The sequence below is a fragment of the Flagellimonas maritima genome, from assembly GCF_003269425.1.
Classification (GTDB): Bacteria; Bacteroidota; Bacteroidia; order Flavobacteriales; family Flavobacteriaceae; genus Flagellimonas; species Flagellimonas maritima.
On record NZ_CP030104.1, the window covers coordinates 2,788,474 to 2,814,408 of the forward strand.

At 37.5% G+C, this 25,935-nt stretch carries 26 protein-coding genes, 1 tRNA gene and 1 pseudogene; 19 read left to right on the forward strand and 9 right to left on the reverse strand.

Annotated features, from left to right (window positions below):
• The first annotated feature begins 60 nt into the window (after positions 1–60).
• The 3 genes from HME9304_RS12320 (at position 61) to HME9304_RS12330 (ending at position 3,131) form a co-directional block, all read left to right on the forward strand.
• Entirely contained in the window at positions 61–717 is a 657-nt protein-coding gene (locus tag HME9304_RS12320; protein WP_112378881.1) for a TetR family transcriptional regulator C-terminal domain-containing protein, read from the forward strand.
• Between the two features lie 6 nt (positions 718–723).
• Complete coding sequence (locus HME9304_RS12325; RefSeq protein ID WP_112378882.1) at positions 724–2,034, forward strand: ABC1 kinase family protein; 1,311 nt, start codon at positions 724–726, stop codon at positions 2,032–2,034.
• A gap of 89 nt (positions 2,035–2,123) precedes the next feature.
• Complete coding sequence (locus tag HME9304_RS12330; protein ID WP_112378883.1) at positions 2,124–3,131, forward strand: 3-oxoacyl-ACP synthase III family protein; 1,008 nt, start codon at positions 2,124–2,126, stop codon at positions 3,129–3,131.
• Between the two features lie 760 nt (positions 3,132–3,891).
• Here HME9304_RS12330 and HME9304_RS12335 read toward each other — a convergent pair.
• The 5 genes and pseudogenes from HME9304_RS12335 to HME9304_RS12355 all read right to left on the reverse strand — a co-directional run bounded on the left by HME9304_RS12335 (position 3,892) and on the right by HME9304_RS12355 (position 8,550).
• Complete coding sequence (locus tag HME9304_RS12335; RefSeq protein ID WP_112378884.1) at positions 3,892–4,317, reverse strand: hypothetical protein; 426 nt, start codon at positions 4,315–4,317, stop codon at positions 3,892–3,894.
• 34 nt (positions 4,318–4,351) lie between these two features.
• Positions 4,352–4,423, reverse strand: a tRNA-OTHER gene (locus HME9304_RS17010).
• A 159-nt stretch (positions 4,424–4,582) separates the two neighbouring features.
• Positions 4,583–5,290 (reverse strand): annotated as a pseudogene (locus HME9304_RS12340) (IS1595 family transposase); the annotation flags it as partial.
• A 12-nt stretch (positions 5,291–5,302) separates the two neighbouring features.
• Positions 5,303–5,689, reverse strand: coding sequence for a transposase (locus HME9304_RS12345; protein WP_112378886.1), 387 nt, complete (start codon positions 5,687–5,689; stop codon positions 5,303–5,305).
• Positions 5,690–6,096: 407 nt separating this feature from the next.
• Positions 6,097–8,550, reverse strand: a complete 2,454-nt coding sequence (locus HME9304_RS12355; protein WP_112378888.1) for a TonB-dependent receptor — start codon at positions 8,548–8,550, stop codon at positions 6,097–6,099.
• A gap of 337 nt (positions 8,551–8,887) precedes the next feature.
• Between HME9304_RS12355 and HME9304_RS12360 the strand changes: the two genes are divergently transcribed.
• Positions 8,888–9,247 (forward strand): CoA-binding protein, encoded by a 360-nt coding sequence (locus HME9304_RS12360; RefSeq protein ID WP_112378889.1) that lies wholly within the window; start codon positions 8,888–8,890, stop codon positions 9,245–9,247.
• Here the strand turns inward: HME9304_RS12360 and HME9304_RS12365 are convergent.
• Positions 9,234–10,712 (reverse strand): sodium:solute symporter, encoded by a 1,479-nt coding sequence (locus HME9304_RS12365; RefSeq protein WP_112378890.1) that lies wholly within the window; start codon positions 10,710–10,712, stop codon positions 9,234–9,236. The genes HME9304_RS12360 and HME9304_RS12365 overlap by 14 nt on opposite strands.
• 76 nt (positions 10,713–10,788) lie before the next feature.
• On the opposite strand from HME9304_RS12365, the gene recR reads away from it, so the two are divergent.
• From recR to HME9304_RS12430, 13 genes are all read left to right on the forward strand, one after another.
• Positions 10,789–11,409, forward strand: coding sequence for a recombination mediator RecR (recR, locus tag HME9304_RS12370; protein WP_112378891.1), 621 nt, complete (start codon positions 10,789–10,791; stop codon positions 11,407–11,409).
• A gap of 94 nt (positions 11,410–11,503) precedes the next feature.
• Positions 11,504–12,865 (forward strand): dihydrolipoamide acetyltransferase family protein, encoded by a 1,362-nt coding sequence (locus HME9304_RS12375; RefSeq protein ID WP_112378892.1) that lies wholly within the window; start codon positions 11,504–11,506, stop codon positions 12,863–12,865.
• 63 nt (positions 12,866–12,928) lie between these two features.
• On the forward strand, positions 12,929–13,711 hold the full coding sequence (locus tag HME9304_RS12380; protein ID WP_206170470.1) for a carboxylesterase family protein: 783 nt from the start codon (positions 12,929–12,931) through the stop codon (positions 13,709–13,711).
• A gap of 9 nt (positions 13,712–13,720) precedes the next feature.
• A complete protein-coding gene (locus HME9304_RS12385) occupies positions 13,721–14,497 on the forward strand; it encodes a 3'-5' exonuclease (protein WP_112378894.1) in 777 nt (258 codons plus the stop codon).
• Between the two features lie 102 nt (positions 14,498–14,599).
• On the forward strand, positions 14,600–15,211 hold the full coding sequence (locus HME9304_RS12390; RefSeq protein ID WP_112378895.1) for a fumarylacetoacetate hydrolase family protein: 612 nt from the start codon (positions 14,600–14,602) through the stop codon (positions 15,209–15,211).
• Positions 15,211–15,549 carry an Hpt domain-containing protein gene (locus tag HME9304_RS12395; RefSeq protein WP_112378896.1) on the forward strand — a complete coding sequence of 113 codons (339 nt, stop codon included), beginning with the start codon at positions 15,211–15,213 and terminating at the stop codon, positions 15,547–15,549. The genes HME9304_RS12390 and HME9304_RS12395 overlap by 1 nt, the downstream gene beginning before the upstream one ends.
• Positions 15,550–16,797, forward strand: a complete 1,248-nt coding sequence (locus tag HME9304_RS12400) for a competence/damage-inducible protein A (RefSeq protein ID WP_112378897.1) — start codon at positions 15,550–15,552, stop codon at positions 16,795–16,797.
• Positions 16,798–16,870: 73 nt separating this feature from the next.
• Complete coding sequence (gene rpmB / locus HME9304_RS12405) at positions 16,871–17,098, forward strand: 50S ribosomal protein L28 (RefSeq protein ID WP_112378898.1); 228 nt, start codon at positions 16,871–16,873, stop codon at positions 17,096–17,098.
• A 27-nt stretch (positions 17,099–17,125) separates the two neighbouring features.
• On the forward strand, positions 17,126–17,308 hold the full coding sequence (gene rpmG / locus HME9304_RS12410) for a 50S ribosomal protein L33 (protein WP_014033526.1): 183 nt from the start codon (positions 17,126–17,128) through the stop codon (positions 17,306–17,308).
• Positions 17,309–17,360: 52 nt separating this feature from the next.
• Positions 17,361–17,513: a DUF4295 domain-containing protein gene (locus HME9304_RS12415; protein ID WP_097047502.1), complete on the forward strand. Its 153-nt coding sequence runs from the start codon at positions 17,361–17,363 to the stop codon at positions 17,511–17,513.
• Between the two features lie 185 nt (positions 17,514–17,698).
• Entirely contained in the window at positions 17,699–18,655 is a 957-nt protein-coding gene (gene ftsY / locus HME9304_RS12420) for a signal recognition particle-docking protein FtsY (protein WP_112379813.1), read from the forward strand.
• 1 nt (position 18,656) lies between these two features.
• Positions 18,657–19,526: a DUF2911 domain-containing protein gene (locus HME9304_RS12425; protein WP_239023268.1), complete on the forward strand. Its 870-nt coding sequence runs from the start codon at positions 18,657–18,659 to the stop codon at positions 19,524–19,526.
• Positions 19,508–21,208 (forward strand): amidase family protein, encoded by a 1,701-nt coding sequence (locus tag HME9304_RS12430; RefSeq protein WP_206170471.1) that lies wholly within the window; start codon positions 19,508–19,510, stop codon positions 21,206–21,208. Before HME9304_RS12425 ends, HME9304_RS12430 begins: the two co-directional genes overlap by 19 nt.
• Here the strand turns inward: HME9304_RS12430 and HME9304_RS12435 are convergent.
• Positions 21,205–22,287 (reverse strand): serine hydrolase domain-containing protein, encoded by a 1,083-nt coding sequence (locus HME9304_RS12435; RefSeq protein ID WP_112378899.1) that lies wholly within the window; start codon positions 22,285–22,287, stop codon positions 21,205–21,207. The genes HME9304_RS12430 and HME9304_RS12435 overlap by 4 nt on opposite strands.
• A 126-nt stretch (positions 22,288–22,413) precedes the next feature.
• On the opposite strand from HME9304_RS12435, the gene rimO reads away from it, so the two are divergent.
• Entirely contained in the window at positions 22,414–23,736 is a 1,323-nt protein-coding gene (gene rimO / locus HME9304_RS12440; RefSeq protein ID WP_112378900.1) for a 30S ribosomal protein S12 methylthiotransferase RimO, read from the forward strand.
• A gap of 165 nt (positions 23,737–23,901) precedes the next feature.
• Here the strand turns inward: rimO and HME9304_RS12445 are convergent, their stop codons facing one another.
• Both HME9304_RS12445 and HME9304_RS12450 read right to left on the reverse strand, forming a co-directional pair.
• On the reverse strand, positions 23,902–24,657 hold the full coding sequence (locus tag HME9304_RS12445; RefSeq protein ID WP_112378901.1) for an anti-sigma factor: 756 nt from the start codon (positions 24,655–24,657) through the stop codon (positions 23,902–23,904).
• On the reverse strand, positions 24,654–25,214 hold the full coding sequence (locus tag HME9304_RS12450; protein WP_112378902.1) for an RNA polymerase sigma factor: 561 nt from the start codon (positions 25,212–25,214) through the stop codon (positions 24,654–24,656). The genes HME9304_RS12445 and HME9304_RS12450 overlap by 4 nt, the downstream gene beginning before the upstream one ends.
• Before the next feature lie 109 nt (positions 25,215–25,323).
• Here HME9304_RS12450 and HME9304_RS12455 point away from each other — a divergent pair, with 109 nt between their 5' ends.
• Entirely contained in the window at positions 25,324–25,842 is a 519-nt protein-coding gene (locus HME9304_RS12455) for a fasciclin domain-containing protein (protein ID WP_112378903.1), read from the forward strand.
• Positions 25,843–25,935: the final 93 nt, after the last annotated feature.

The following is a 25,935-nucleotide window of genomic DNA, read 5'->3' on the forward strand; positions in this document are numbered from 1 at the left end:
AAGGAATCTTAACTATTATTCTGTTCTATAAATTGTATTTTTGATTAAACAATAGATGTTATGGCAAATACTTCGAACACCAAAGTCACTGAAGAGAAAATAATAGGTTGGTTTATGGAAAGTGTTTTAGAAAACGAGACCGTTCCAAAATCTGTCTATAAATTTTGTAAAGAGAATAAATTTAAGGAAGAGGACTTTTATAAACATTTTGGCTCTTTTGATGGGTTGAAGCTTGCTATTTGGGAAAAATTCTATAGTAACACTGTTTCCGTAATGTATAAGAACAAGGCATATGACAGTATGACCAATGAGGAAAAAATGCTTACGTTTTTCTTTACATTTTTTGAATCCTTGACACTCAACCGCAGCTATGTTCTCTTTATGCTCAAGGAACACAGAAACACTATGGAAAAGATGGGCCAGCTTAAGGGTCTGCGGAAATATATTAAGAATTTTGCCTCTGAACTTATTGAGGAAAAAAACACGGAAAAGAATTTAAGCATACTCAAGCGTAGTCCACAACTTTTTTCTGAAGGTGCATGGATACAATTTTTATTTCTTCTGAAATTTTGGATGGATGACAATTCGCCCAACTTTGAAAAAACCGATATCGCAATAGAAAAATCGGTGACGACTATTTTTGAAGTTTTTGAAAATACCCCTTTAGAGAAAATTATCGATTTTGGAAAATTCCTCTATAAAGAAAATTTTGCATAAAAGTGTATGAAAACATTGGACAGTATTCCTACGGGAAAGATTGAAAGAGCAGGTAAACTTGTAAAAACAGGAGTAAAGATTGGCGGGAATTATGTCAAATACTATGGCAAGAAATTGGTCAATTCAGAAACTGCAAAAGAAGAGCTTGACCAAGATAACGCAGAGGATATTTACGATGGACTAAAAAGTTTAAAGGGAAGTGCGTTGAAAGTTGCCCAGATGCTCAGTATGGAAAAGAACATTCTTCCAAGAGCATATGTAGAAAAATTTTCACTTTCCCAGTTTTCCGTGCCGCCACTTTCAGCTCCTCTCGTGCGAAAAACTTTCAAAAGATATCTTGGTAAATATCCAGAAGAAATTTTTGACACTTTTGAAAAGGATTCCATAAATGCAGCAAGTATTGGACAAGTTCACAAAGCAAAAAAGGATGGAAAAGAACTTGCCGTGAAAATACAGTATCCTGGCGTAGCGGAAAGTATTAGTAGCGATTTGGCATTGGTAAAACCGATTGCAATAAGAATGTTCAATTTAAAAGGAAAAGACTCAGAAAAATATTTTAAAGAAGTTGAAAGTAAATTGGTGGAAGAGACCAATTATATTCTTGAGTTGGAACAAAGTCAGGACATTACCAAAGCCTGTGCCGTTATCCCCAATATTGAGTTTCCAAACTATTATAAGAATTTATCCAGTGAACGTATTTTAACGATGGACTGGATGAAGGGAAAGCATTTGAGTGAATTTGCCCGAACAGATTTCAGTCAAAATTTGGGCAATAAATTGGGTCAGGCACTTTGGGACTTTTATATGTTTCAGATCCATAGCTTAAGAAAAGTACATGCCGATCCCCACCCAGGTAATTTTTTGGTCAGTCCAAAAGAAACTTTGATCGCCATAGACTTTGGTTGCATAAAAGAAATACCCGATGAGTTTTATGTGCCTTATTTTGAGTTGGCCAAAGAGGACAATATCAATAATGATGTTGTTTTCATGAAAAAACTTTACGAGCTCGAGATTTTGACTCCCACGGATTCCAAAAAAGAACTTGAATTCTTTAAAGCGCTTTTCAAGGAAATGCTCACTATATTCACTTCCCCTTTCAATGAAGAGGAATTTGATTTTGGAGCAAACGATTTCTGGAACAAGATTGCTGACTTGAGCGAACGCTACTCAAAAGATGAACAGATTAGAAAAATGAACGGAAATCGTGGTTCAAAACATTTTTTATATATCAATAGAACATTTTTTGGACTATATAATCTTCTTCACGATTTGAAAGCTAAGGTAAAAGTAAACGAGTTTAGGAAGTATATGGACTAATTTTTTCAGTATATTCTCGGTTCTTTGAATATATTTTTTACTTTTCCATTAGATAACCCCATTTTTAATAATCAACAATACAGAATATTATGTATAACTCAAGAATATCGGGCTTAGGATTTTTTGTGCCGGAAAATGTGGTTACGAATGGCGACTTGTCCAAAATGATGGACACGAATGATGAGTGGATTCAAGAACGTACGGGAATCAAAGAGCGCAGGCATGTAATAAAAGGCACCGATACTACAACGTCAATGGGGGTCAAAGCTGCTAAAATTGCTATAGAACGTGCAGGTATTGATAAAGACGATATTGATTTTATTGTTTTTGCCACCTTAAGCCCCGATTATTATTTTCCAGGCCCCGGTGTACTGGTGCAACGGGATTTGGGTATAAAAACCGTGGGTGCTTTGGATGTCAGAAATCAATGTTCTGGGTTTGTTTATGGAATTTCTGTGGCTGATCAGTACATCAAAAGCGGTATGTACAAAAATATATTGGTTATTGGCTCGGAGTTACACTCTCACGGTTTGGACATGACGACTAGGGGTAGGGGGGTATCTGTTATTTTTGGTGACGGTGCCGGAGCGGCAGTATTGACAAGAGAAGAAAATACTAAAAAAGGAATCTTGTCCACACATTTGCATTCCGAAGGGCAGCATGCAGAAGAACTTTCTTTGATAGCACCCGGAATGGGGAAAAGATGGGTCACTGATATTATAGAAGATGAGGACCCCAACGATACTTCGTACTTTCCATATATGAACGGTCAATTTGTATTCAAAAACGCCGTCGTCCGCTTTAGCGAAGTTATTATGGAAGGATTACAAAAAAATAATTTGGGTCCGCAAGATATCGATATGCTAATTCCGCATCAGGCCAATTTACGTATTTCTCAGTTTGTTCAAAAAAAATTCGGTCTTTCTAATGACCAGGTCTATAACAATATCATGAGTTATGGAAACACTACTGCTGCTTCAATCCCTATAGCTCTTACGGAAGCATGGGAAAATGATAAAATAAACGAAGGTGATTTAGTGGTATTGGCTGCTTTTGGAAGTGGATTTACCTGGGGTAGTGTAATTATAAAATGGTAAATAACTTAAGTTCGATGGAACTGGAACAATAGATTTAACTGCCTGTTGCACGTTTTGTTTTTTAACTCAAAAGAAAACAATAAAGGATTTAAGAATTAAAAAAATGTACTCCTCCCGCCACTCTGAACTTGTTTCAGTGTTTCATCTGCGTAACCAATATTCAAAATAGTGTAATGCGATGCTGAAACGAGTGCAGCATGACCATAAATTGAGACCTCAGCAACGGAATCCAATTGTCGGTTTCTAGTAAATTATGTCAGGGCGGGCGCAGTCAAGACCTATTTGTAATTGTTGTAATCCAACTATCTATCTATCTATCTATCTATCTATCTATCTATCTATCTATCTATCTCTTTATCTCTCGATTGAGTTCTAAGGGATATTGGTCGGATTTTATTGGCTTCAATTAATTATTACTACAAATTTTAGTGGTAATGATATAGTTGTGTAACCCAATACATTTATATTTTGATATGAAAAAACCCAGAACCACAAAACAAATCTAATATTTGACACGGCATATCAGCAAATATCATGTCCAAAATTTGGATCGATTACGTATATTTAGTATCATTGTACAAGAAAAAAGGCCAAATACCGTTAAGTAAATGACCTTTTGACTACCTGTTACTAGCAGGATTTCAGAAGTGATATTTTGGTTTGTTTAGGTGTTTCGCAAATGAAACTGACCCTAATTTAACTTTCAGCCGTTATATGCTTGACGGCCTTATGAATATCACGACCTTATAACCAGACGCACCTATTTGGGTGCGTTTTCTTTTAGATAATACCTTCTCTTATTGCCTTTTCCAACTAAACTAGCACCTATTTTGTCTCTCTTGTATAAATCCGATAATTGACTTCTAGCAATTTTTCCTGCCCTATCCTCATCAATTTTGCCATTTTCGTGCTTATACAAAAGGTCGGACAATTCAGATGAGGTAAGTTTTTTGTGTTCCTTTAATAGATACATAGTCTTTTCCCAATAAGCCCATTCAATATCATAACCTTCCTTTATTGCTACGGAATTGTGTTCTGGTTCTCTAAATTCAATTTTTTTCTGTGGCTTGTCATCAAAACCATATGCTTCGGCATAATGCCGAATAAGACCCCTTACCTTGTCCAACGTATCTTGTAATTCCTTTTCTTCCTTTAGAAGTTCATTGTAAATCGTTTTCTTGCTCATTACATTTGATTTTAGTAACTTCGTTTATTATTAGGGCCTCTACAAGGAATCGAACCTCGTTACTCTGATATATCAGACCAGCGTTTTACCTATTCTACTAAGAGGCGTTCAAAATAAATCGGGTGTTTCTGTTTGAAGACGGGAAGCACCCTTTTTTGATTCAGTAAAGTTAAAACAATATTCTAATAAAAAAAACGAAAAAGGACAAGTTTTTAAATTTTGTCCTTTTTCGTCTATTTTAACTCAATTTCAATTATAGAATAGATTACGTATCCTTCTTTTGTCCTTTCTTTATCATTTTCGTCAGCACCTCTTTGAAAATTGGCTTTTCGTGCTCTATCTTAACGTCTTTCTCTGGTCTTTTAATATCCTTATTCTCCTTTTTTTCTTCTCCACCTATCAATGTTTTATAATCAAGTCTTTTAGCACTATTTGCAAGGCAAACATCGAACTTACTTCCCTCTGAAAGACCTCTATTGTTATACCTAAAGGTAAACTCATTGACGTACTTATCCAAATGCTTAGGTCTTACATGGTGATAAATACCATCGATGCCCCTTTTGAACAAAGACCAAAAGTTTTCGATATTATTGGTATGGACAACACCACTAACGTATTCAGAAGCGGAGTGCTTAACAAAACTATGCTCAAATTGCGTTCCCAATGCCCTATAAGGTCGATATTCATCCGTATAGACTTTAGTACCATCGGCAACTTTATCTCTCATAATTGGAAGTATGGTTGCGCCCTTGGTATCTTTTATGGGAATAGCATAAACTTTACCATTTCTTTCAAGTATGCCTAAAACAGGTGTTTTGGTCTTTATGCTTCTACCTTGTGTTCTTTCTCTTCTCTTATTACCATGCTTGTTCTTTTCCTTATCACCCACATAAGTTTCGTCTACTTCAACTTCATTAGAAAACACTTCTTCATATTCTGGGTTGTATGTTTCCCTTATTCTTTGCATAACAAACCATGCACTTTTCTATGTAATTTTCAGATCCCGTGCCAACTGGTGTGAAGAAACTCCTTTTTTATTGGCAGTTACTAAGTATATAGCCATGAACCATTTACGAAGAGATAATTTACTATCATGGAATATCGTACCTACCTTAACCCCGAATTGCTTACGGCATCCGTAGCACTTGAAACGCTTTGTTTTTCCTTTCAAAGCCTTAACACGCTCGCTTTCGCAATAAGGACACGTAGGCTTACCGTTCCATTTGATAACGGCCAGGTATTCCTCACATACTTTTTCTGTTATGAAATAGTCCAATAAATCAAATAAACTATCGAAATCACGTAAATCTTTTGCTTTAGCACACATATCCGTATCAATTATATATGTAAATTTAAACGTATTATTTTTCATATACAAATATACTTGTAATTATTTACGGATTATATTACATTTACAGAATGATACGAGATCTTAAACAATTATATACGGCAATAGTGGACAACGAGGTTGTCTTTTTCGATACAAATTTGAAATTGTTCGTACAAAAGTTAAACGATGCAGAACCGACTTCGAGAAACTATCAGTATTATTATAGGGGATTTCAGAAAACTAACATATTAACCTTTGAAAACAACGGCAAACAATATTTCTTGCAGAAACTACTTTAAGGGTGGTGGGTTATAGAGGTATATTATTGCCATTTTAGTTTGATATATTTTAAAAAGAAAACCCCAAATTCTTTACGAATTCAGGGTTTTTATAGATAAACCGTGATGAATTAACCAACCAACACTCCATCAAGGAATATCAATATTTGTCTATAGAATACCTCCACCTGATTTCTTGGTATTGGAATCCCTACGCTTTCGCTGTTTTGCCTTGTTCTTTCCACTTCCAAATTGATAGGAAAGACCTGCATAAAGATTATTGCTTTCCCAATTAAATCCACCTACTTGTTCATAAGGTCGATCCCCGTCAAAACCAAAGCGCATGGTGTTGAACATATCGTTGTAATTTAAGCTAATGGTTCCCTTTCCTTGTGCAAAACTATAGCGGGCTCCAAGGTTGACGAAATACATTGGTCTTGCTGTAAACTGAATGGTTCTGTTTTGACCTCTATAAAATCCAAACAATTGTAATGTTAATGATTTACTTACCTTAAAGCTGTTGTTCAATCTTAAATTCCAGGCTGTATTGTCCACCTCAACGCGTTCTTCGATTATGTCATTTTCGGTGGGATCGGGACTGTCTCCACTTAAACTTTCCGTAATGCCGCGTTGTGTTTGGGAAAAGAAATCGAAACTTCCGTTGATGCTCCACCATTTCGTAAATTTATAATTGGTAGAAAGCTCAAATCCATAGGCCGATGTATTCTGAAAATTATCAAATGTCAATATCAGTTTATTAAAATCAAGTCTGTCAACATAAACGGCCCTGTTTATTTCATCAGAAATAGCTCTATAAAATATCCCGGCAGTAATGCTTCCATTTTTTAAGCGCCTTGTATAATTGGTTTCATAAGAATTGGTAAACTGTGGCACCAGACTCGGATTCCCAAAAGAAGAAATTAGGGGAGTGGCCCATTCTCTAACCGGATTGACCTGTTGCAAGCCAGGTCTATCCACACGCCGACTATAACTCACCTGAAATTGATTTTTTTCATTTGGGTTATAAGTAATAAAGGCAGAAGGGTAAATTTCTGTATATTTATCCGTGAAAGCCCTTAAACGGTTGGTATCTGCCTTTACTTCTACATCTTCTAGGCGAACGCCTGCTTGGTATGAAAACTTCCCTCTGGTCTGGCTAAAGGTTGCATATGCCGAATAAATATCCATACTGTAGATAAAGTCGGTACTCGGTGTGGGAATTAAATCCCCATTGGAATTGAAGGATAACCCAGTTGAGGAATAATCCACATCGGTCTCAAAAGTTCTTGATTCCAGTCCTACTTCCAATTTGGAGATACTATCGAGAGGATTTACATAATCCAGATTAATAAAGGTCTGCGTACGTTCCGTATCTACAAAATCCATATAGTCAGGAAATAATGATGCCCCAACGGATCTAAAGTTGGCATCTTGATCACTATTGAATGCATTGTGGTCTATTTCCAACTCAATGTTATGTCCCTCCTTCTTAAAATCATGTTTGTAATCAAAGTTATATTGCTCGCTTTGATTTTCGTTGATATCATTGAAGATCTGGGTAACATTTCGTGACTGGTCCATATTATAGGTTACATCCGTTATTCCCTGTCCTTTCCCATCGAATATATTCTGATTGGTGAAAATTGAAATGGTATTTCTGTCATTTAAATAAAAATCTACCCCTACTTTGTAAAGATGGGATTTATTGTTGTTAAAAAAATCAAACGCTTGTAAAGAATTTTCATCCAACCGCAAAATGGTTCCGTCGTTTACGTACTTACCAATATTGTTTCCATAATTTCCATAGAAATTAAATTTTCCTTGTTTATAGTTCAAATCGATAGAACTATTGAATTTTGCTTCTATTGCTTGGGTAAGTCCAGTAGTAATTGTTCCATTGAATCCAGTGTTTGCATTTTTGTGCAATACAATATTTATGATTCCGCTCATTCCTTCGGGATTGTACTTTGCCGATGGATTAGTAATAAGCTCAATAGATTTTATGGATGTGGACGGTATCTGCCTTAACAATTGTGCCACAGGAACATTGGATAGTTTCCCATCTACCATTACCCTTACGTTAGAGTTTCCACGTAGGGAAATGTCACCCGTTTGTGAGTCAACGTTTACCGAGGGAATATTGTTCATGATATCAGAGGCAGTGGCTCCCGCAGTGGTTAAATCCTTCCCTACGTTTATCACCTTTCTGTCTACACGCTGTTCTATAGTAGTGCGTTCGGCAACAACTTCGACCTCTTCGAGTTTTTCGGTGTCTTCGGTAAGGACAATAGTACCTAAATCTATCTTACCGTTTCTTTTAGTAATTTCCAGATTTTGTGCATGTGTTTTATATCCTATAAATTGTACTTCTAGGATAAACGACCCTTCTGGAAGTTTTTCAACTTCAAAACTTCCGTCTTCAGCTGTTATTCCTCCTGTAATAGTTTTGCCGTCATCACTTGATTTTATTACGATGGCCGCATAGGCTATGGGTTGTTTCGTTTCGTCCACAACAATACCTGATATGGAGCCAATCGTATCAGAATCCGTTTTATTGTTTGCAAATAGATGTGTTGAATGAACACTGCATAGGAGCAGTGCGAAAAGTAAGAATACCCTTTTCATGACTTTGTTCGTTATTGATTGATTATTGATTGATGATGATACCCACTAGACGATAGTTAAAGGGTATTGTTACAACTCTAATGGAGTTTAACACTTTTTAACAATTTGGTTGAGGTCGTAGGATGCTGAAAATGGGTACAATAAATATGTAAAAGAGAAGCCCCAACGCTCAATATTCATTGATTGTCAGGGCTTTTTTCACTGATAAGCTATACTAAACACTAACCATTAACTATAAAAATACAGTCTTACCAATGATTAATTTTATACATACAATAGACGAGTTTTTTTTTGATTAGTTACAAACTTTGATTTAGTTTAACACTAAAATTAACAAATGGTTAGGACTCTAGTTTTTGGGGCATCTTTAAATCCCGGTAGATATAGTAATTTGGCAATACGTCGCTTAGTCGGTAATAAAATTAAAACCGAAGCATTTGGTTTAAGGGAAGGAGAAGTTTCCGGAGTGCCTATAAAAACAAGTCTCGATGATTTTAAGGATATAGATACTGTAACACTTTATGTAAACCCCGCAAGGCAAAAAGAATATTATAAAAAGATAGTTGACCTAAAACCAAGAAGGGTCATATTTAATCCTGGTACCGAGAACCCTGAATTTTATTCCATTCTCAAAGAAAATTACATCGAGGTTGAAATAGCTTGTACTCTAGTACTATTGGGGACTAATCAATATTAGCTTCTGCATTTCTGTCACGTATCAGCCACAATCCTATAAAGGTCAGCAAGCCGTTCAGAGGTAGAAGCTCATAGCCAACTACGTAACCTCCCAAATATTCCGGGTCAACATTTCCTAATAAGGCAATTGTTATTACAGAAATTAGGGCAACGATCCAAACATAGTTATCCTTTACTTTATGTTTGGTAAAGATACCAAACGTAAAGAGGCCCAATAGCGGACCATAAGTATACCCCGCAACCGTCAATAAACCATCAATTACATTACTGCTCAAAATATATTTAAAGGAAATGATGACCAATATCAGCAGAACACTCATTGCAATGTGAGTACGTTTTCTTATTCTTTTTTGGGTGGTTTCCTCTCTCTTTTCCAAATCCAAAAAATCAACACAGAAAGAAGTTGTAAGCGAGGTCAGCGCACTATCTGCACTACTATAGGCGGCCGCAATCAAGCCCAGCATAAAGGTTATGGCCAAACTTATTCCCAGACCGCTGTTCAATGCAATCTCTGGAAATAACAGATCGGATTTTGGAGTGCCGTCCATCAGCGGAATCGAAATTCCATTTTTACCCGCATAAATGAACAATAGCGCTCCTAGGTACATGAACAACAATGTTGCTATAACCAGCACTATGCTAAAGGAAACCATGTTCTTTTGTGCATCTCTCAACGATTTACAAGTAAGGTTTTTTTGCATCATGTCTTGATCAAGCCCTGTCATGCAGATGGTGATGAACATTCCGCCAACAAAAGATTTTACAAAATGGTTGCGCTCCAAAAAGCTATCCAATACGAGAAACGAATTGTATTCCTTTAATTCTTCGGATGCCAAAAATTCACCAAAACCCCATCCCAGTTCATTGTTTATAAGCACAATTGATAGTACAACGGCCGAAATCATGAACAAGGTCTGTAGCGTATCGGTCCAAACAATTGTTTTTATGCCACCCTTGAACGTGTAGATCCATATCAGTAAAATAGACACAACAACAGTAAACTCAAACCGAATCCCCAAATCATCGAACACGAACTGTTGCAAAACTATGGCTACTAAGAACAACCTGAATGAAGCTCCCAAGACCCGTGATATAAAAAAGAAAAAAGCTCCAGTTTTATGGCTTACTTTTCCAAACCTCTCCAAAAGATATTCGTAGATAGATGTTAGATTATACTTATAATAAATAGGCAGTAATAGAAAGGCAACGACAAAATACCCAACAAGATATCCAAGGACTACCTGCATATAACTAAACTCCGATGCTTCGATCCAGCCGGGCACAGAAATAAATGTTACTCCAGATAAGGATGCGCCAACCATGCCAAAAGCAACCAAATACCAAGGCGATTTTTTTCCAGCTTTAAAGAAATCTGCGTTGGAATCATTTTTGCCCGTAAAATAAGAGATGGTCATTAGAACTAGAAAGTACGCCCCAATAAGAAGGAGAATCTGGATTGCCGACATGTATTAATTTTAATCTGCAAAGTACAAAAGTAAATTGGTAACCGTAAAATCGTAATTTTGTTTCATAATAAGCGATATGGAGTTTTCATCAAAACTTTTGGAAAATGCTGTAAATGAGATGTCCCAATTACCGGGCATAGGAAAGAGAACAGCTCTTAGGTTGGTATTGCATTTGCTAAAGCAACCGGAAGAACGTACCAGTTTCCTATCGCAAGCCCTGATGAACTTAAGATCGGGGATAAATTTCTGTGCAAGCTGCCATAATATTTCAGACACGGAACTCTGTGAAATTTGTGCCAGTCCCAAGCGCGATGAGAGTATAGTATGTGTTGTGGAGGACATCAGAGATGTTATGGCAATAGAAAATACATCGCAATACATAGGGCTATACCATGTCCTGGGTGGCAAAATTTCTCCGATGGAAGGTGTTGGCCCCCAAAATTTGAACATAGCCTCATTGGTCAACAAGGTAAAAAAAGGGACCGTAAAAGAATTGATTTTTGCATTGAGTTCTACGATGGAAGGAGATACCACCAATTTTTATATCTATAGACAATTGGAAGGGTTGGAAGTAACCACATCTACCATTGCCCGTGGAATATCCGTGGGCGATGAACTGGAGTATACTGATGAGGTTACTCTGGGAAGGAGTATCTTGAACAGAGTCCCGTTTGAGAGTTCTATAAAAGCAAATTGACCTAAGATTAATTACTGCAGATAAATTAAGGATAAGTTGATTTCTTTATTATTTTTGCAAAATATATATCGATAACACATCGTTAAATAAGAATATGTCAAAATTTGAATTGAAATTACCGCAAATGGGAGAGAGTGTTGCAGAAGCAACATTGACAACTTGGTTGAAAGAAGTTGGTGAGGCCATTGAATTGGATGAAGCTGTTTTTGAAATCGCGACCGACAAAGTAGACTCTGAAGTGCCAAGTGAAGTAGAAGGTGTATTGTTGGAAAAACGATTTGATGTAGATGATGTTATAAAAGTGGGTGAAGTAGTCGCCGTAATAGAGATAGCCGGTGAACAAGAAGATATATCGACAGGCCCTGAAGAAAAAGTAGCGGATAATCCAGCACCAGTAGCTGAACCAGTTGCTGAATTGGAAAGTCAGTTTCAAACTGCAAGGGAAGCAGTAGCGCCCGCAGTTCAGGATTTTTCTGGTTCAGAACGTTTTTATTCCCCTTTGGTGAAGAATATTGCCAAGGAAGAAGGAATCTCTATGGATGAATTGGAATCCATTGCCGGTACGGGCAAGGAAGGTAGGGTTACAAAAAATGATGTAATGGCATTTTTGGAAAATCGTTCTTCAAACGGCAGTGCTGGTTCAAATGAGTCGCCATCAATAACTACGACAGAAAAAGCGACCGTGCAAACCAAAACGGAAAAGCAACCGGTTGAAAAGCCCAAAGCAACTCCTGTTCCAGTTGTGGATGGGGATGAAATAATTCCATTAAGCCGTATGGGAAAACTGATTGCCCAACATATGGTAGACAGTATCTCAACTTCCGCCCATGTTCAGAGCTTCGTTGAAGTGGATGTGACCAATGTGGTCAATTGGAGAAACAAGAACAAAAAAGCTTTTGAAGAAAGAGAAGGTGAAAAATTAACTTTTACCCCAATCTTTATGGAAGCAGTGGCATCAGCCTTAAAAAAATATCCAATGATCAATATTTCCGTGGATGGAGATAAAGTCATCAAAAGGAAAAATATAAATATTGGTATGGCGGCAGCACTTCCAGATGGAAATTTAATAGTTCCCGTCATTAAAAATGCTGACCAGCTCAATCTAGTAGGAATGGCAAAGACTGTCAATGACCTTGCCAATAGATCAAGAAACAATCAATTGAAACCTGATGAAATCAAAGGTGGAACCTACACTGTTACCAATGTTGGTAGTTTTGGAAGCGTTTTTGGCACTCCCATTATAAACCAACCACAGGTAGGTATACTTGCTTTGGGAGCTATTAGAAAATTACCTTCGGTAATAGAAACGGACCAAGGGGAGTATATTGGGATTCGCAGTAAAATGTTTCTTTCCCATAGTTATGACCATAGGGTCGTAAACGGGGCGTTAGGTGGAATGTTCGTGAAAACGGTAGCGGATTATCTTGAGGCTTGGGATGTAAATAGAGAAATCTAGTCGCAAAGTATATTATTCATTTCACTATTGTTAATTTAGGGGTTTAATCCAATTCATCAATCAATGAAGACTTTTAAATCCGTTTGCATTGTGCTTCTATTCTTGTTCAGCAATAGTATAATGTCCCAAGACCGATCAAATTATCAGAAAAAAAACTTTTTGAAAGAAGGAGATAGCCTTTCATATCGCATTTTAATGCCTAAAAATTATAACCCATCCATAAAATACCCTTTGGTTTTGTTCCTACATGGTTCTGGAGAGCGAGGTAATGATAATGAAAGCCAGTTGGTTCATGGTTCGGATTTATTTCTGAAAGAAGAAGTTAGGAACAAATATCCAGCTATAGTCGTTTTTCCACAATGTGCCGCCAACAGTTCATGGGCCAAGATGAACATGAATGGAGAAATTCCGAATAGGAAATTCACTTTTTATGAAAAGAGCGACCCTACAAAAGACATGCTCTTGCTCGAAGGTTTGCTAAAACAACTAAAGCGGACTTATAAAATCGATAAAAATAAAATTTATGTCGGCGGACTTTCCATGGGGGGTATGGGAACTTTTGAGCTTGTACGAAGGAATCCAAAGATGTTTGCTGCGGCAATACCTATTTGTGGAGGAGCAAATCCACAAATAAGCAATAAACTTACTGGTCCTGATTGGTGGGTTTTTCATGGTGACGCGGATAATGTTGTACCTGAAAAATATTCGGCAGAAATGGTAGATGCTATGAAGAAAGAAGGAATCAATGTAAAATATACAGTTTATCCAGGTGTTGGCCATAATAGTTGGGACAATGCATTTGCAGAGCCTGAATTGTTGTCCTGGTTGTTTTCTAAAGCCCGTTAATCTTACATTATGGAACTTAAACTCACAAAACCAATTTGTTTCTTCGATTTGGAAACCACCGGCACCAATGTGGCCAAAGATAGGATCGTTGAAATCTCGATATTAAAAGTTTTCCCGAACGGTAATAAAGAAAGCAGAACATGGCTGGTAAACCCAGAAATGTCTATTCCACCGGAAGTGGTCGAGGTACACGGAATTTCCAACGAAAAAGTTGCCGATGAACCAACCTTCAAACAATTGTCCAAAGAGATATACAAGATGATAAAAGACAGCGATTTGGGCGGATTTAATTCCAATAGGTTCGATATTCCGCTTTTGGCTGAAGAAATGTTGAGGGCAGATGTGGATTTTGATATGAAACACATGGTTTCAGTAGATGTACAGACCATATTCCATAAAATGGAAAAGAGAACCCTGGGGGCTGCATACAAGTTTTATTGTGATAAAAATCTTGAAGATGCACATAGTGCAGAGGCTGATACCTTGGCTACATATGAAGTTTTATTGGCGCAATTGGATAGATATCCAGAACTTGAAAACAACGTTAAAAAACTTTCTGAGTTCACTACCCGTAAACAATCCTTGGATTTTGCAGGATTTATTGGATTGAACGATGACCAACAACCTATTTTTTCCTTTGGAAAACATAAGGACAGGACAGTGGACGAGGTGATGGAAAAAGAACCTGGTTACTTTGGATGGATTCTGAATGCCGATTTTCCACTTTACACCAAAAAAGTACTTACACAGATAAAATTGAACAAGCTGAATAATAAGCTTTCTTAAAATGAACTTATTTAAAATTTTTGGATTGAAGCGAAAAAGGACGATTTTCTAGCTAATTGAAAAAGTTTAAATGAGTTCAATATATATTAATTAAGTATCACTATGAAACTGATATGTATCGGTAGAAATTATGCTGCCCATATTGACGAACTAAAAAATGAAAGGCCGGAGGAACCAATTGTATTTATAAAGCCTGATTCATCAATTTTGCCCAAAGAACAGGATTTCTATATTCCTGAATTTTCAAAAGATGTGCATTATGAAGTTGAGGTGTTGGTCAAAATAAAAAAAGTTGGAAAACACATATCCAGAGAGTTTGCCCATACCTACTATGATGAAGTTGGACTGGGAATAGACTTTACTGCGCGGGATTTACAATCCAAATTAAAGGCGAAAGGTTTGCCTTGGGAAAAAGCAAAAGGATTTGATGGGGCCGCAATCGTTGGAAAATGGGTTCAGAAGGAGAAGTTTAAAAATATGGACAACATCAATTTTAGCTTGGCCAAGAATGGAAAAAATGTCCAAGTAGGAAATACATCATTGATGTTATGGAAGATAGATGAGCTGATTTCATACGTTTCTACCTATTTTATGCTCAAAAAAGGGGACATAATCTTTACAGGTACACCCGAAGGTGTTGGTAGAGTTAGCCCAAATGACTACCTTTCTGGTACACTTGAAGGAGAAATGATGTTCGAAATTAACGTGAAATAATGATATACAACCTCAACAAAATTAATGAAATGGCAGATGGCGACCAAGATTTTGTAGTCTCTGTGATTTCTGTTTTCTTGGAAGAAGTTCCTCATGATTTGGAAGCTTTGGAAAAAGCAGTAGATGGATTAAATCATGAAAATGTTTATAAATTGGCCCATAAAATTAAACCCAATGTAGATTTGTTGGGCATGGAACAAACACGTGCCATAGCACTTGAAATTGAAACATTGGGTAAGAATGCAGCTAATATGCAAGAGATAAAGGAAAAGTTTCCTGTCCTCAAAAAAGATGTGCATCAAGTTGTATCCGAACTTAAAAAAGACTTCAACTTGTAAATGCAAGCAGAAATAATAACCATTGGGGACGAAATCCTCATTGGACAGATTGTGGATTCCAATTCCGCGTTTATTTCCAAAGAACTCAATAAGATAGGTGTTTCGGTATACCAAATTACATCGATACAAGACGATAGGGAACACATTCTTGATGCTCTTAAAACTGCAAGGGAAAGATCATCAATAGTAATTCTTACAGGAGGATTGGGCCCCACAAAAGATGATATTACCAAAAAAACACTTTGTGAGTTTTTTAATGATGAATTGGTTCAAAATACAAAAGTTTTAGAGCACATAGAAGAGTTGTTCGAAAAATATATCTCCACACCAATTTCCGACCTTAACCGAGAACAGGCTTTGGTTCCTTCCAGAGCGGAAGTCTTGCACAATGCCAATGGAACTGCCCCTGGCCTATGGATAAAAAATGGAAATACTGCTTTTATCTCATTGCCGGGAGTGCCCTTTGAGATGAAAAACCTTTTAAAGGGCATTGTTCTTCCAAAAATCATGGAAGAGTACGAGCGTCCATATATTTTTCATAAGACCATTATGACCTATGGACTTGGAGAAAGTGCCATTGCAGAAAAAATTGAAGAGTGGGAAGACAACCTGCCCAGTTTTATAAAGCTCGCCTATCTACCAAACCTTGGCAGGGTACGACTTAGGCTTACTGCGAAGGGGGTGGACAAAGAAATTCTTAAGGCTGGAGTAGAAACTGAAACCAAAAAACTATATCCATTAATAGGAGATATTATTTATGGTGAAGAAGAGGATGAATCCATAGAGGCCCAAACAGCGAAGCTATTGGTTCAGAAAAAAATGACATTGGCTACGGCAGAAAGTTTTACTGGGGGTAAAATTGCCCAAAAGATTACAGCAATACCGGGCGCTTCATCTTATTTTAAAGGAAGTATAGTAAGCTACGCAACTGCAACTAAAATTAAAGTTTTGGGCGTGCCGGAAGATTTGATTTCAGAATATTCTGTGGTAAGTGAAGAAGTGGCAATCGCCATGGCAAAAAATGTCAGGGAGATTTTAGGTACGGACTTTTCAATAGCGACAACAGGAAACGCAGGACCTACAAAGGGAGATTCCAAGGTAGATGTTGGAACGGTATTTATTGCGATTAGCTCCCCAGAACACACTTTTGCCCAGAAATTCACTATGGGAAACCACAGGGAGCGAATCGTTCAGAAGTCTGTGAATAAAGCATTTGAGATGTTACAAAAAGAAATTTTGAATTTCTAAAAAAAGAATTTTGTCCATCCACTAAAATGCCATAAATTTGCAGCCTCAATAAAATCACTCAAAAGTTAGGGAGATGTCTAAGATTTGTGAAGTTACAGGAAAAAAGGTAATGTTTGGAAACAACGTATCTTTCTCCATCAATAAAACCAAAAGGAGATTCGATGTGAATATTTCCAAAAGGAAGTTCTATATTCCGGAAGAAGATCGTTGGGTGACCCTAAATGTGTCCGCAAGAGGTTTAAAGATTATCAACAAAAGGGGAATCTCTGCTGTTTTAAAGGAAATGAATTCCAAAAAATAGGTAGTACAGGATTTTAAGCACGATACAATGGCAAAAAAAGGAAATAGAGTTCAAGTTATTTTGGAGTGTACAGAGCATAAAGAATCTGGTATGCCAGGTACTTCACGCTACATAACGACCAAAAATAAAAAGAACACGCCGGACAGGATGGAAATTAAAAAATTCAATCCTATTCTAAAGCGTATGACAGTCCATAAAGAAATTAAATAATTACGAATTTTAGCGTTAAGTTCAAATTCCAGATAGTTCAAACAGTTAAGACATGGCAAAGAAAACGGTAGCAACACTACAAGGTAGTTCCAAAAGATTGACAAAGGCCATCAAAATGGTAAAATCTCCTAAAACTGGAGCTTATACCTTTGTTGAATCGGTTATGTCACCAGAATTGGTAAATGATTGGTTGAACAAAAAATAGTTGACCAACATATCAAAATTTAGGGCCACTTTTAAAGTGGCTTTTTTTATTCCTCAATTTTATATGGTCGTAACACAATATACCAGAGCTTGTATTACTGGTTTTGTATTTTACCGTAAATGACAATTGACTTTAACAAAACTCCCGCCACTTTCCTATCTTTGATACGTTTTGATTATTTGTTTATGAGCCTTTTTAAAAAGATATTTTCCTCAGAAAAAAAAGAAACCCTGGATAAAGGACTGGAAAAGTCCAAATCCAATTTCTTTGGTAAACTCAGCAAAGCAGTTGCGGGTAAATCCAAAGTAGATGATGAGGTGTTGGATAATCTCGAGGAAGTATTGATTACCTCAGATGTGGGAGTAGATACTACCTTAAAAATTATTGATCGGATTGAAGGACGTGTCTCCAGGGATAAATATTTGGGCACTGAAGAATTGAATAAAATACTTCGTGAAGAAATAGCAGGGTTGTTGTCCGAAACAAATGTGGGTGAAGATACGGAGTTTGTTGTGCCAAAGGATAAGAAACCCTATGTTATCATGGTTGTAGGCGTCAATGGAGTAGGGAAGACCACTACTATTGGAAAATTGGCAAGTCAATTCAAGAAAAAAGGATTAAAAGTGACTTTGGGGGCAGGTGATACTTTTAGGGCCGCCGCCATAGATCAATTGGAAGTTTGGGCAAAGCGTGTGGATGTTCCCATTGTAAAGCAAAAAATGGGAAGTGACCCAGCATCCGTATCGTTTGATACACTGAGTTCGGCAGTTGCGGAAAACGCGGATGTTGTTCTGATTGACACCGCGGGTAGATTGCATAATAAAATAAATCTTATGAACGAACTTTCAAAAGTAAAAAGGGTCATGCAAAAAGTAGTACCGGATGCTCCTCACGAAGTTTTACTGGTTTTGGATGGTTCAACTGGACAAAATGCCTTTGAACAGGCCAAACAATTTACAAAAGCTACCGAAGTTACAAGCTTGGCAGTCACTAAATTGGACGGTACAGCAAAAGGTGGTGTTGTGATAGGAATCTCGGATCAGTTTCAGATTCCGGTCAAGTATATTGGAGTAGGTGAGGGCATCGATGATTTACAGGTCTTTAATAAGTACGAGTTTGTCGATTCTTTTTTTAAAATGTAAGATGAAACAGGTGATACTAAAATCAGGGATACTTCTTAAATTCATGTTTCTGGTTTTCTCGACCTCTTTCTACTCACAAATAAAGCATCCAAAAGCCAGCCCATTTTCAGAAGTGCACCAACAATTGGGGTTATCAAAAATTTCGGTACAATACTCCCGTCCCGCAACCAAGGGAAGGACTATTTTTGGAGGTTTGGTTCCTTATGGTCGTATTTGGAGGGTCGGTGCCAATGAGTCCACTAAAATAATTGTGGATGCTGATATGGAAGTTCTTGGCAATCCTTTGCCCAAAGGTATTTATGCACTATACGCTTTTCCAGAAGAAGATAGCTGGCAAATAGCATTTCACACAAATACGAGCCATTGGGGAGATGGCCGTAAGGATTATGACCCAAAAGAAGACCTTTTTCGAATCAACGTCATACCAAAGCAGATTTCCTATCATCAAGAAAACTTGTTAATCGCTTTTGATTCCATTACCCATAATTCAGTAAATATGGAATTGATTTGGGCAAGTACCAAAGTAATGTTTCCTTTTACGGTGGATACCCACGCCCAAATGGAGCAAGAAATTGCAAAACAAATTTTGGAAAACCCGACCGCACAGACCTATTATGAAGCTGCTAGGTATCTGCAAGAGCAGGGTAAATCGTATAAACAAGCGCTGGAATATCTCAGAACAGCTATTGAAAAAGGTGGTGATACCTACTATTTCCACAGGGTTAAATCCTTGGTAGAGGCTGCACTTGGGCAATATGAAAATGCCATAAATTCTGCACAAAAATCCCTAGCTTTAGCCCAGGAACAAGAAAAAGATGAATTTGTTCGAATGAATCAAAATAACATCAAAAGATGGAAAAAATTACTTTAAGATTGAAGCGATCAGCATACCTTTCCTTTTATATAATTCTATTTGCTTTTATAGGTTGTAAAGAGCAAACCAAGGACCGGTCTATAAAAAAAGACGTTGTTTTGTGGCAACCCTATAATGATTCAACAGAGGTAGCTGAAAATGCAGCACATGAAAATGAACGAATGCGGTATAAGTTTATTCAATCCCGTGTGTTGGACAAAAATGAAGTATTTCTGCCTTTATATGAGGAAGTTTCCAACTTTGGTGTTGCGGTTTATGAGTCGCTCAAACCAATGATTCTTGAACAGGATATCCCTACTATTCAGAAACACATATCTGATGGTAAATTGACCTACGAACAATTGGTTCTTTTTTATTTAAAACGTATTTACAACTTTGAGCTGAACAATGAAACCACCTTAAATACGGTGCTTGCCCTAAATCCAAATGTAGTTGAAGAAGCCAGAAATTTGGACACCAGTTCCAAAGGGCACCACTTAATTTATGGGATGCCAATTCTACTGAAGGACAATATTGGTGCTGCTGGCATGGTAACTACTGCCGGAGCAGTGGCTTTAAAGGAAAACAAAACAGATGATGCATTTATAGTCCAACGCCTAAAAGAGAATGGCGCTTTGATTTTGGGCAAGGTCAATTTGAGCGAATGGGCCAATTTTCTATGCGATGGTTGTCCCAATGGGCAAAGTGCTATCGGTGGCCAAACCTTGAACCCATACGGTAGACGCATTTTTGATACGGGTGGTTCCAGTGCCGGTAGTGGTACATCCATTGCAGTAAATTATGCAGTTGGTGCGGTCGGTACGGAGACTTCAGGTTCTATCCTATCACCATCAAGTCAAAATTCAGTTGTGGGCATGAAACCTACCGTAGGACTGTTGAGCAGAACAGGGATTGTCCCCATTTCAAGTACGTTGGATACACCAGGTCCAATGACGAGAAATATTATAGATAATGCAATTCTTTTGGATGCCATGGTGGGTTATGATGAAGCGGACAGCTCATCAAAAAAAACCGGTTGGAAAGAAGCTTGGTTAAATCTAGATGAAAAGCCCAGTTTGAAGGATAAACGTTTTGGAGCATTTAAAAACTATATCGAAAGTGATTCCCTTTACCGAATGACACTAAAAAAAATGAAGGCTGCCGGTGCAATCATTATAGAATTTGAACCACTGGAAGTAAATTTTGATGGCTTCCTTTCAATTTTGAATATTGATATGAAAAATGATTTGCCAAGATATGTCACAACACAGGTGAAGAATAAAGATGCGGTGCTTGTTGAGGACGTTCAAGATATTATAAATTTCAATTTACAGGATTCTTTGGTTCGGATTCCTTATGGACAGGCCCGTTTTGAAGGTATTATTTCTGATTCTACCTCTATTGAAGAACTTGAAGCAATTAAAAAAAGATTACAGACCGAAGGGCGGAAATATTTCAACACCCCCATGGAGGAACATCAATTGGATGCCGTTCTATCCATCAATAACTATGATGCCGGTTATGCTGCTGCAGCCCTGTATCCTGCATTGACAATTCCGATGGGCTATAAGGATTCCGGTGAACCCGTCAGCCTAACATTTATTGGGAAGCAATTTGAAGAAGCCAAATTATATGGTCTTGGAACTGCTTATGAGAACTTGACACGAGCGAGAAAAATTCCCGAAGGATACAAGGATTAATTGATATATTCGTTCAGTTTTTCCCATAATCCGTTATCAAAACTTGACGGACCGAGCAAATCGTCACCGGCATCACCTCCCATACGGACGATAACAAGTCCTAAACTGGGTACTATGTATAGTTTCTGGTCATCCTTTCCAAGACCTGCATAAGTATCAGCTGGCGCATTGGGAATAAGTTCTCCTTGAAATTCAGTTTGAAACGCTGGAACTCTATAACTCTGTTTTCCGTTCAGCCACCAAAGGTATCCATAGGATTTATTTAGATTTTGTGAAGTATTTTTCATTGCTGTTCTATAAGAAGCATCGTCAAGTATAACTTCCCCGTTCCATTTGCCGTTGCCCAGATTTAAAAGCCCAAACCGCGCCATACTTCGTGCAGTACTGAAAAAGACATTGTTTGTGTCATTAGTGGCAAACCAAAAACCGTCCATTCCTATTTTATTCCGTAATCTTGAGTTGAAATAGTCTTTCCATTGCATATTTGAAGCATTGGCAACAACACTTTGCAATAGCGTATATGGTCCATTGTGGTATGCCCATCTTATGCCGGCATCCGCAATAAAAGTCAAGCATTCCTTTGTAATACAATCAAATTCGGTTTCATCCAAACCGCTGGTCATTGTAAGTTGATGCCAAACGTTTATCTTATTTTCTTTATCCAACGAAAGACTTGTCCACCCCTCTCCCAAATAATTGGATGTTTTACTGTTGATATCCAAAAGGCCTTCCTCCTGTGCCAAACCTACGCTAAATGCGGTCAAAGTTTTCCCTGCGGATGCCCAATACCAACTTGTATTCTGGTCATGTTCTCCAAAGTATCGTTCAATGACTATTTTCCCATCTTTTAAGATGATGAAAGCTCTTGTGTTCTTTTCCTCTAAAAAATCAAAAATTTCTTCTTCGACGTTTTCGTCCCAGCCAAGTGCTGCTGCAGAAACCGTTTCCCATTCAACAGATTGACTGGGTGGAAAATATAGGTTTGTAACTTCAGGTTCATCCATGCCTCCATTATCAGATTCCGAACAACTCCAAAGTAATGTCAAAACAATAAAAACGATGAAAAATGAATTCTTCATGATTTGGGATTTAAATGATTGACTACAATGGTCTTTAAAGGTTTAACGTAGGTTCATTAAAAATATGCATGCAAATCGATGTAATGCGTTGTCTTATCGTATTTTTGCACTCCATTTAGAAAAACTATGCGTACAAAGTCGCTCAAGAAGAATAAAATCAATGTAGTAACCCTAGGATGTAGTAAAAACATCTACGATTCAGAGGTGCTTATGGGACAACTACGTGCCAATAATAAAGAAGTGGTCCATGAGGAAGAAGGCAATATGGTGGTCATAAATACCTGTGGATTTATAGCCAATGCGAAAGAGGAAAGCGTAAACACGATCTTGGAATACGTTCAAAAGAAAGAGGAGGGCAATATTGACAAGGTTTTTGTAACAGGTTGTTTGAGCGAACGCTATAAACCGGATTTGGAAAAGGAGATTCCAAACGTGGATGAATATTTTGGCACTAGCGACTTGCCCAATTTATTGAAAGCTTTAGGGGCTGATTACAAGCATGAGTTGATTGGTGAGCGCCTGACCACAACACCTAAGAATTACGCCTATTTAAAGATAGCCGAAGGTTGTGATAGACCTTGCTCTTTTTGTGCGATTCCGTTAATGCGGGGTAAGCACAGAAGCAAGCCCATCGAAGAACTGGTCTCGGAATCAGAAAAATTGGCAGCAAAAGGGGTAAAAGAACTTATTTTGATTGCACAGGACTTGACTTACTATGGACTTGACCTTTATAAAAAAAGAAATCTGGCAGAATTGCTCCAAGCTTTGGTAAAAGTAGATGGAATTGAGTGGATTCGCTTACACTATGCCTTCCCTACAGGATTTCCAATGGATGTGCTTGAGGTCATGAAAAATGAACCGAAGATCTGTAATTATATCGATATTCCTCTGCAACATATTGCAGATCCTATTCTAAAGAGTATGAGGCGGGGAACCACAAAAGCGAAAACAACCAAGTTGCTTATAGATTTTAGGGAAGCCGTCCCTGAAATGACCATACGTACTACATTGATCGTCGGTTATCCCGGGGAAACGGAAGAAGATTTTCAGACACTGAAAAATTGGGTGAAGGAGATGCGTTTTGAAAGATTGGGTTGTTTTACCTATAGTCATGAGGAAAATACACATGCTTACACTTTGGTAGATGATGTTCCCGAAGCTGTAAAGCAGAAACGTGCCAATGATATTATGGAAATACAGTCCCAGATTTCATGGGAGCTCAACCAAGAGAAAATAGGGAAATCGTTTCAATGTATCATTGATCGAAAAGAAGGTAATTATTTTGTTGGCAGAACTGAATTTGACTCACCGGATGTGGATAACGAAGTACTTATCAACGCTGCCGAACATTATGTAAAAATTGGGGACTTTACAAATATTGCCATAACTGAAGCATCTGATTTTGATTTATATGGTGTTCCTGTCCTGGATTCGAATAGCATTCTGTGAAAACCCCTTCACTTTTAAGCAATTACTTTAATCTTATTTGCTGTTCGTTTTGTGCAGCACGCAGAAAAGTGTAAAGCGATACGCGTATAGCCGAACGAACCTACTTTAGCCAACCTTTAATCGTAATCAAAATCCACAGGGCCTTAGCCAATGGCAATTTAATTGCTAAAGTATTACATAAGAAACCAATTGCTCAACCGTAGGGTGGTCATTGCCCCCAGCAGGTTCTATCGTAATATTTAAGGACTCGGCATGGTCGATGTATTTTAGCACAACCAATTTTTCGTCCGTAGGTACAACACCCATATTTACCATTTCGCCTTCTACATCGCTCCACATTTGATAGGTTTTATCTCTAGGTAGTTTAGGCAGCCCTTGCGGATTTATCAACACCAGCTTATTTTTATGATTTACATAAGCAACTGCTTTGGCATTTGGCGCAATATGGTTTCCGTACAGTACTAACGGAACAACATTTGGATTGTTGATCGTTTCCAGCCGATTGGAAGTAAGCTGATAGTTTTGTTCCAAGTTTTCCAAACGTTGTTGTAGATTTACGGTTCTATCCTGCAGGGACTCCAAGTTCTGCTCTGCATTTTGCCATTGAGTATACATCCAAAGAGAACCCAAAAGAAAAAGAACGGCGAGACTTGCAGCTGCAAAAAGTGGAACCCAATTGGTTTTTTTTACTTGAGATTCTTCCAATTCGCTTTGTAAAGCAAGTTTGACATTTAATGGTGGTTCAATAGCATTTTCAAAGGATATTCTCTCAAGATCTGCTTCCAACAAATCTAACTGTTGTTTTAATTCGATGTCATTTTGCAGAATACTTTCTATCGTAGCCGTATCTTCTTTTGATAGCGAGCCTAATATGTATTGCTCCAAAAGCCCTTCTTTCAGTATTTTATCCTTTTCCATCATGCTATCATTTCAAAAATAAACCAAAGCCATACTAATTCATTGGTATATGATTTTCGTAATTGTTTTAATGCTTGCCTTACATAAGACTTAAAGGTTCCCAATGGCACTCCCATTTTTTCATGTGCCTCTTGGTGGGTATATCCTTTAAAATATATAAGAGCAATCGCTTCTTGGTGGTGGGGCTCCAACTTTTTTAATGAACCTTTCAATTGCAAATAATTAGGTTCAGGTTCAGTTGCTTTATCTTTATATACACTTAAATCTCCACTTTGGATGAGGTTATCCTTTCCTTTGAACGAATTAAGCGTCGTGTTTCTTGCAATCCTGTAGGCCCAGGTATAAAATTTTCCTTTGTCAGGATCGTAGCGGTCTATGTTTCTCCAAATTTTCACAAAAGTCTCTTGCAATAGATCTTCTGCTTGCGCTCCATCTCTGCACATACGTATTATTACACCATACAAAGCAGCGGAATATTTATCGTATAAGCCATAAAGTGCGCTCTTATCGCCATTGGACAAACGGGCAATTAGCTCAGAATCGACTTGAGGTGTTTTCATTGATGTTAAAGATATGATAAAAAAGTATTGACCTCATCTATCTTAAAATTGTGGTGTATATAAAAGTGCATAGCGCACAAGAACTTATAATTAAATCTAAAAAAAGAAAATGAAAAAAGTAATTTTTATCCTTTCAACGTTTGCACTGTTTTTATTCGTACAGCATGCAAGAGCACAAGAATCTCAGGACATTGTAGATGTTGCAGTATCCGTAGAAGATTTTTCTACCTTGGTGACCGCACTAAAAGCTGCGGATTTGGTAGAAACACTAAAGGGGGATGGTCCATTTACAGTATTTGCTCCAGTAAACTCAGGATTTGCAAAAATCGATTCCAAGACCCTTAATTCTTTATTGATGCCAGAGAATAAGGATAAATTATCCGCTATTTTAACATACCACGTAGTATCAGGCAAAATAGCTGCTGCAGATGTAGTAGCGGCGCTTGAAAAAGGAAATGGTAAAGCTGAACTTGTAACGGTTAACGGTGGGAAAATCACTGCTATGAAGAAAGACGACGGAATCTATCTTATGGATGCGAACGGAAAACATAGTAAGATAGCCAAGACAGATGTCATGGCATCAAATGGTGTTATCCATATTATAGAAGATGTTGTAATGCCCAACTAAGCAAGTTTTGTTTATCATTGGATAGGAGGCCGCCCAAAAAGCGGTCTCTTTTTATTTTAAGACAATATGCTTAAAAATGGATTTAGATTTATT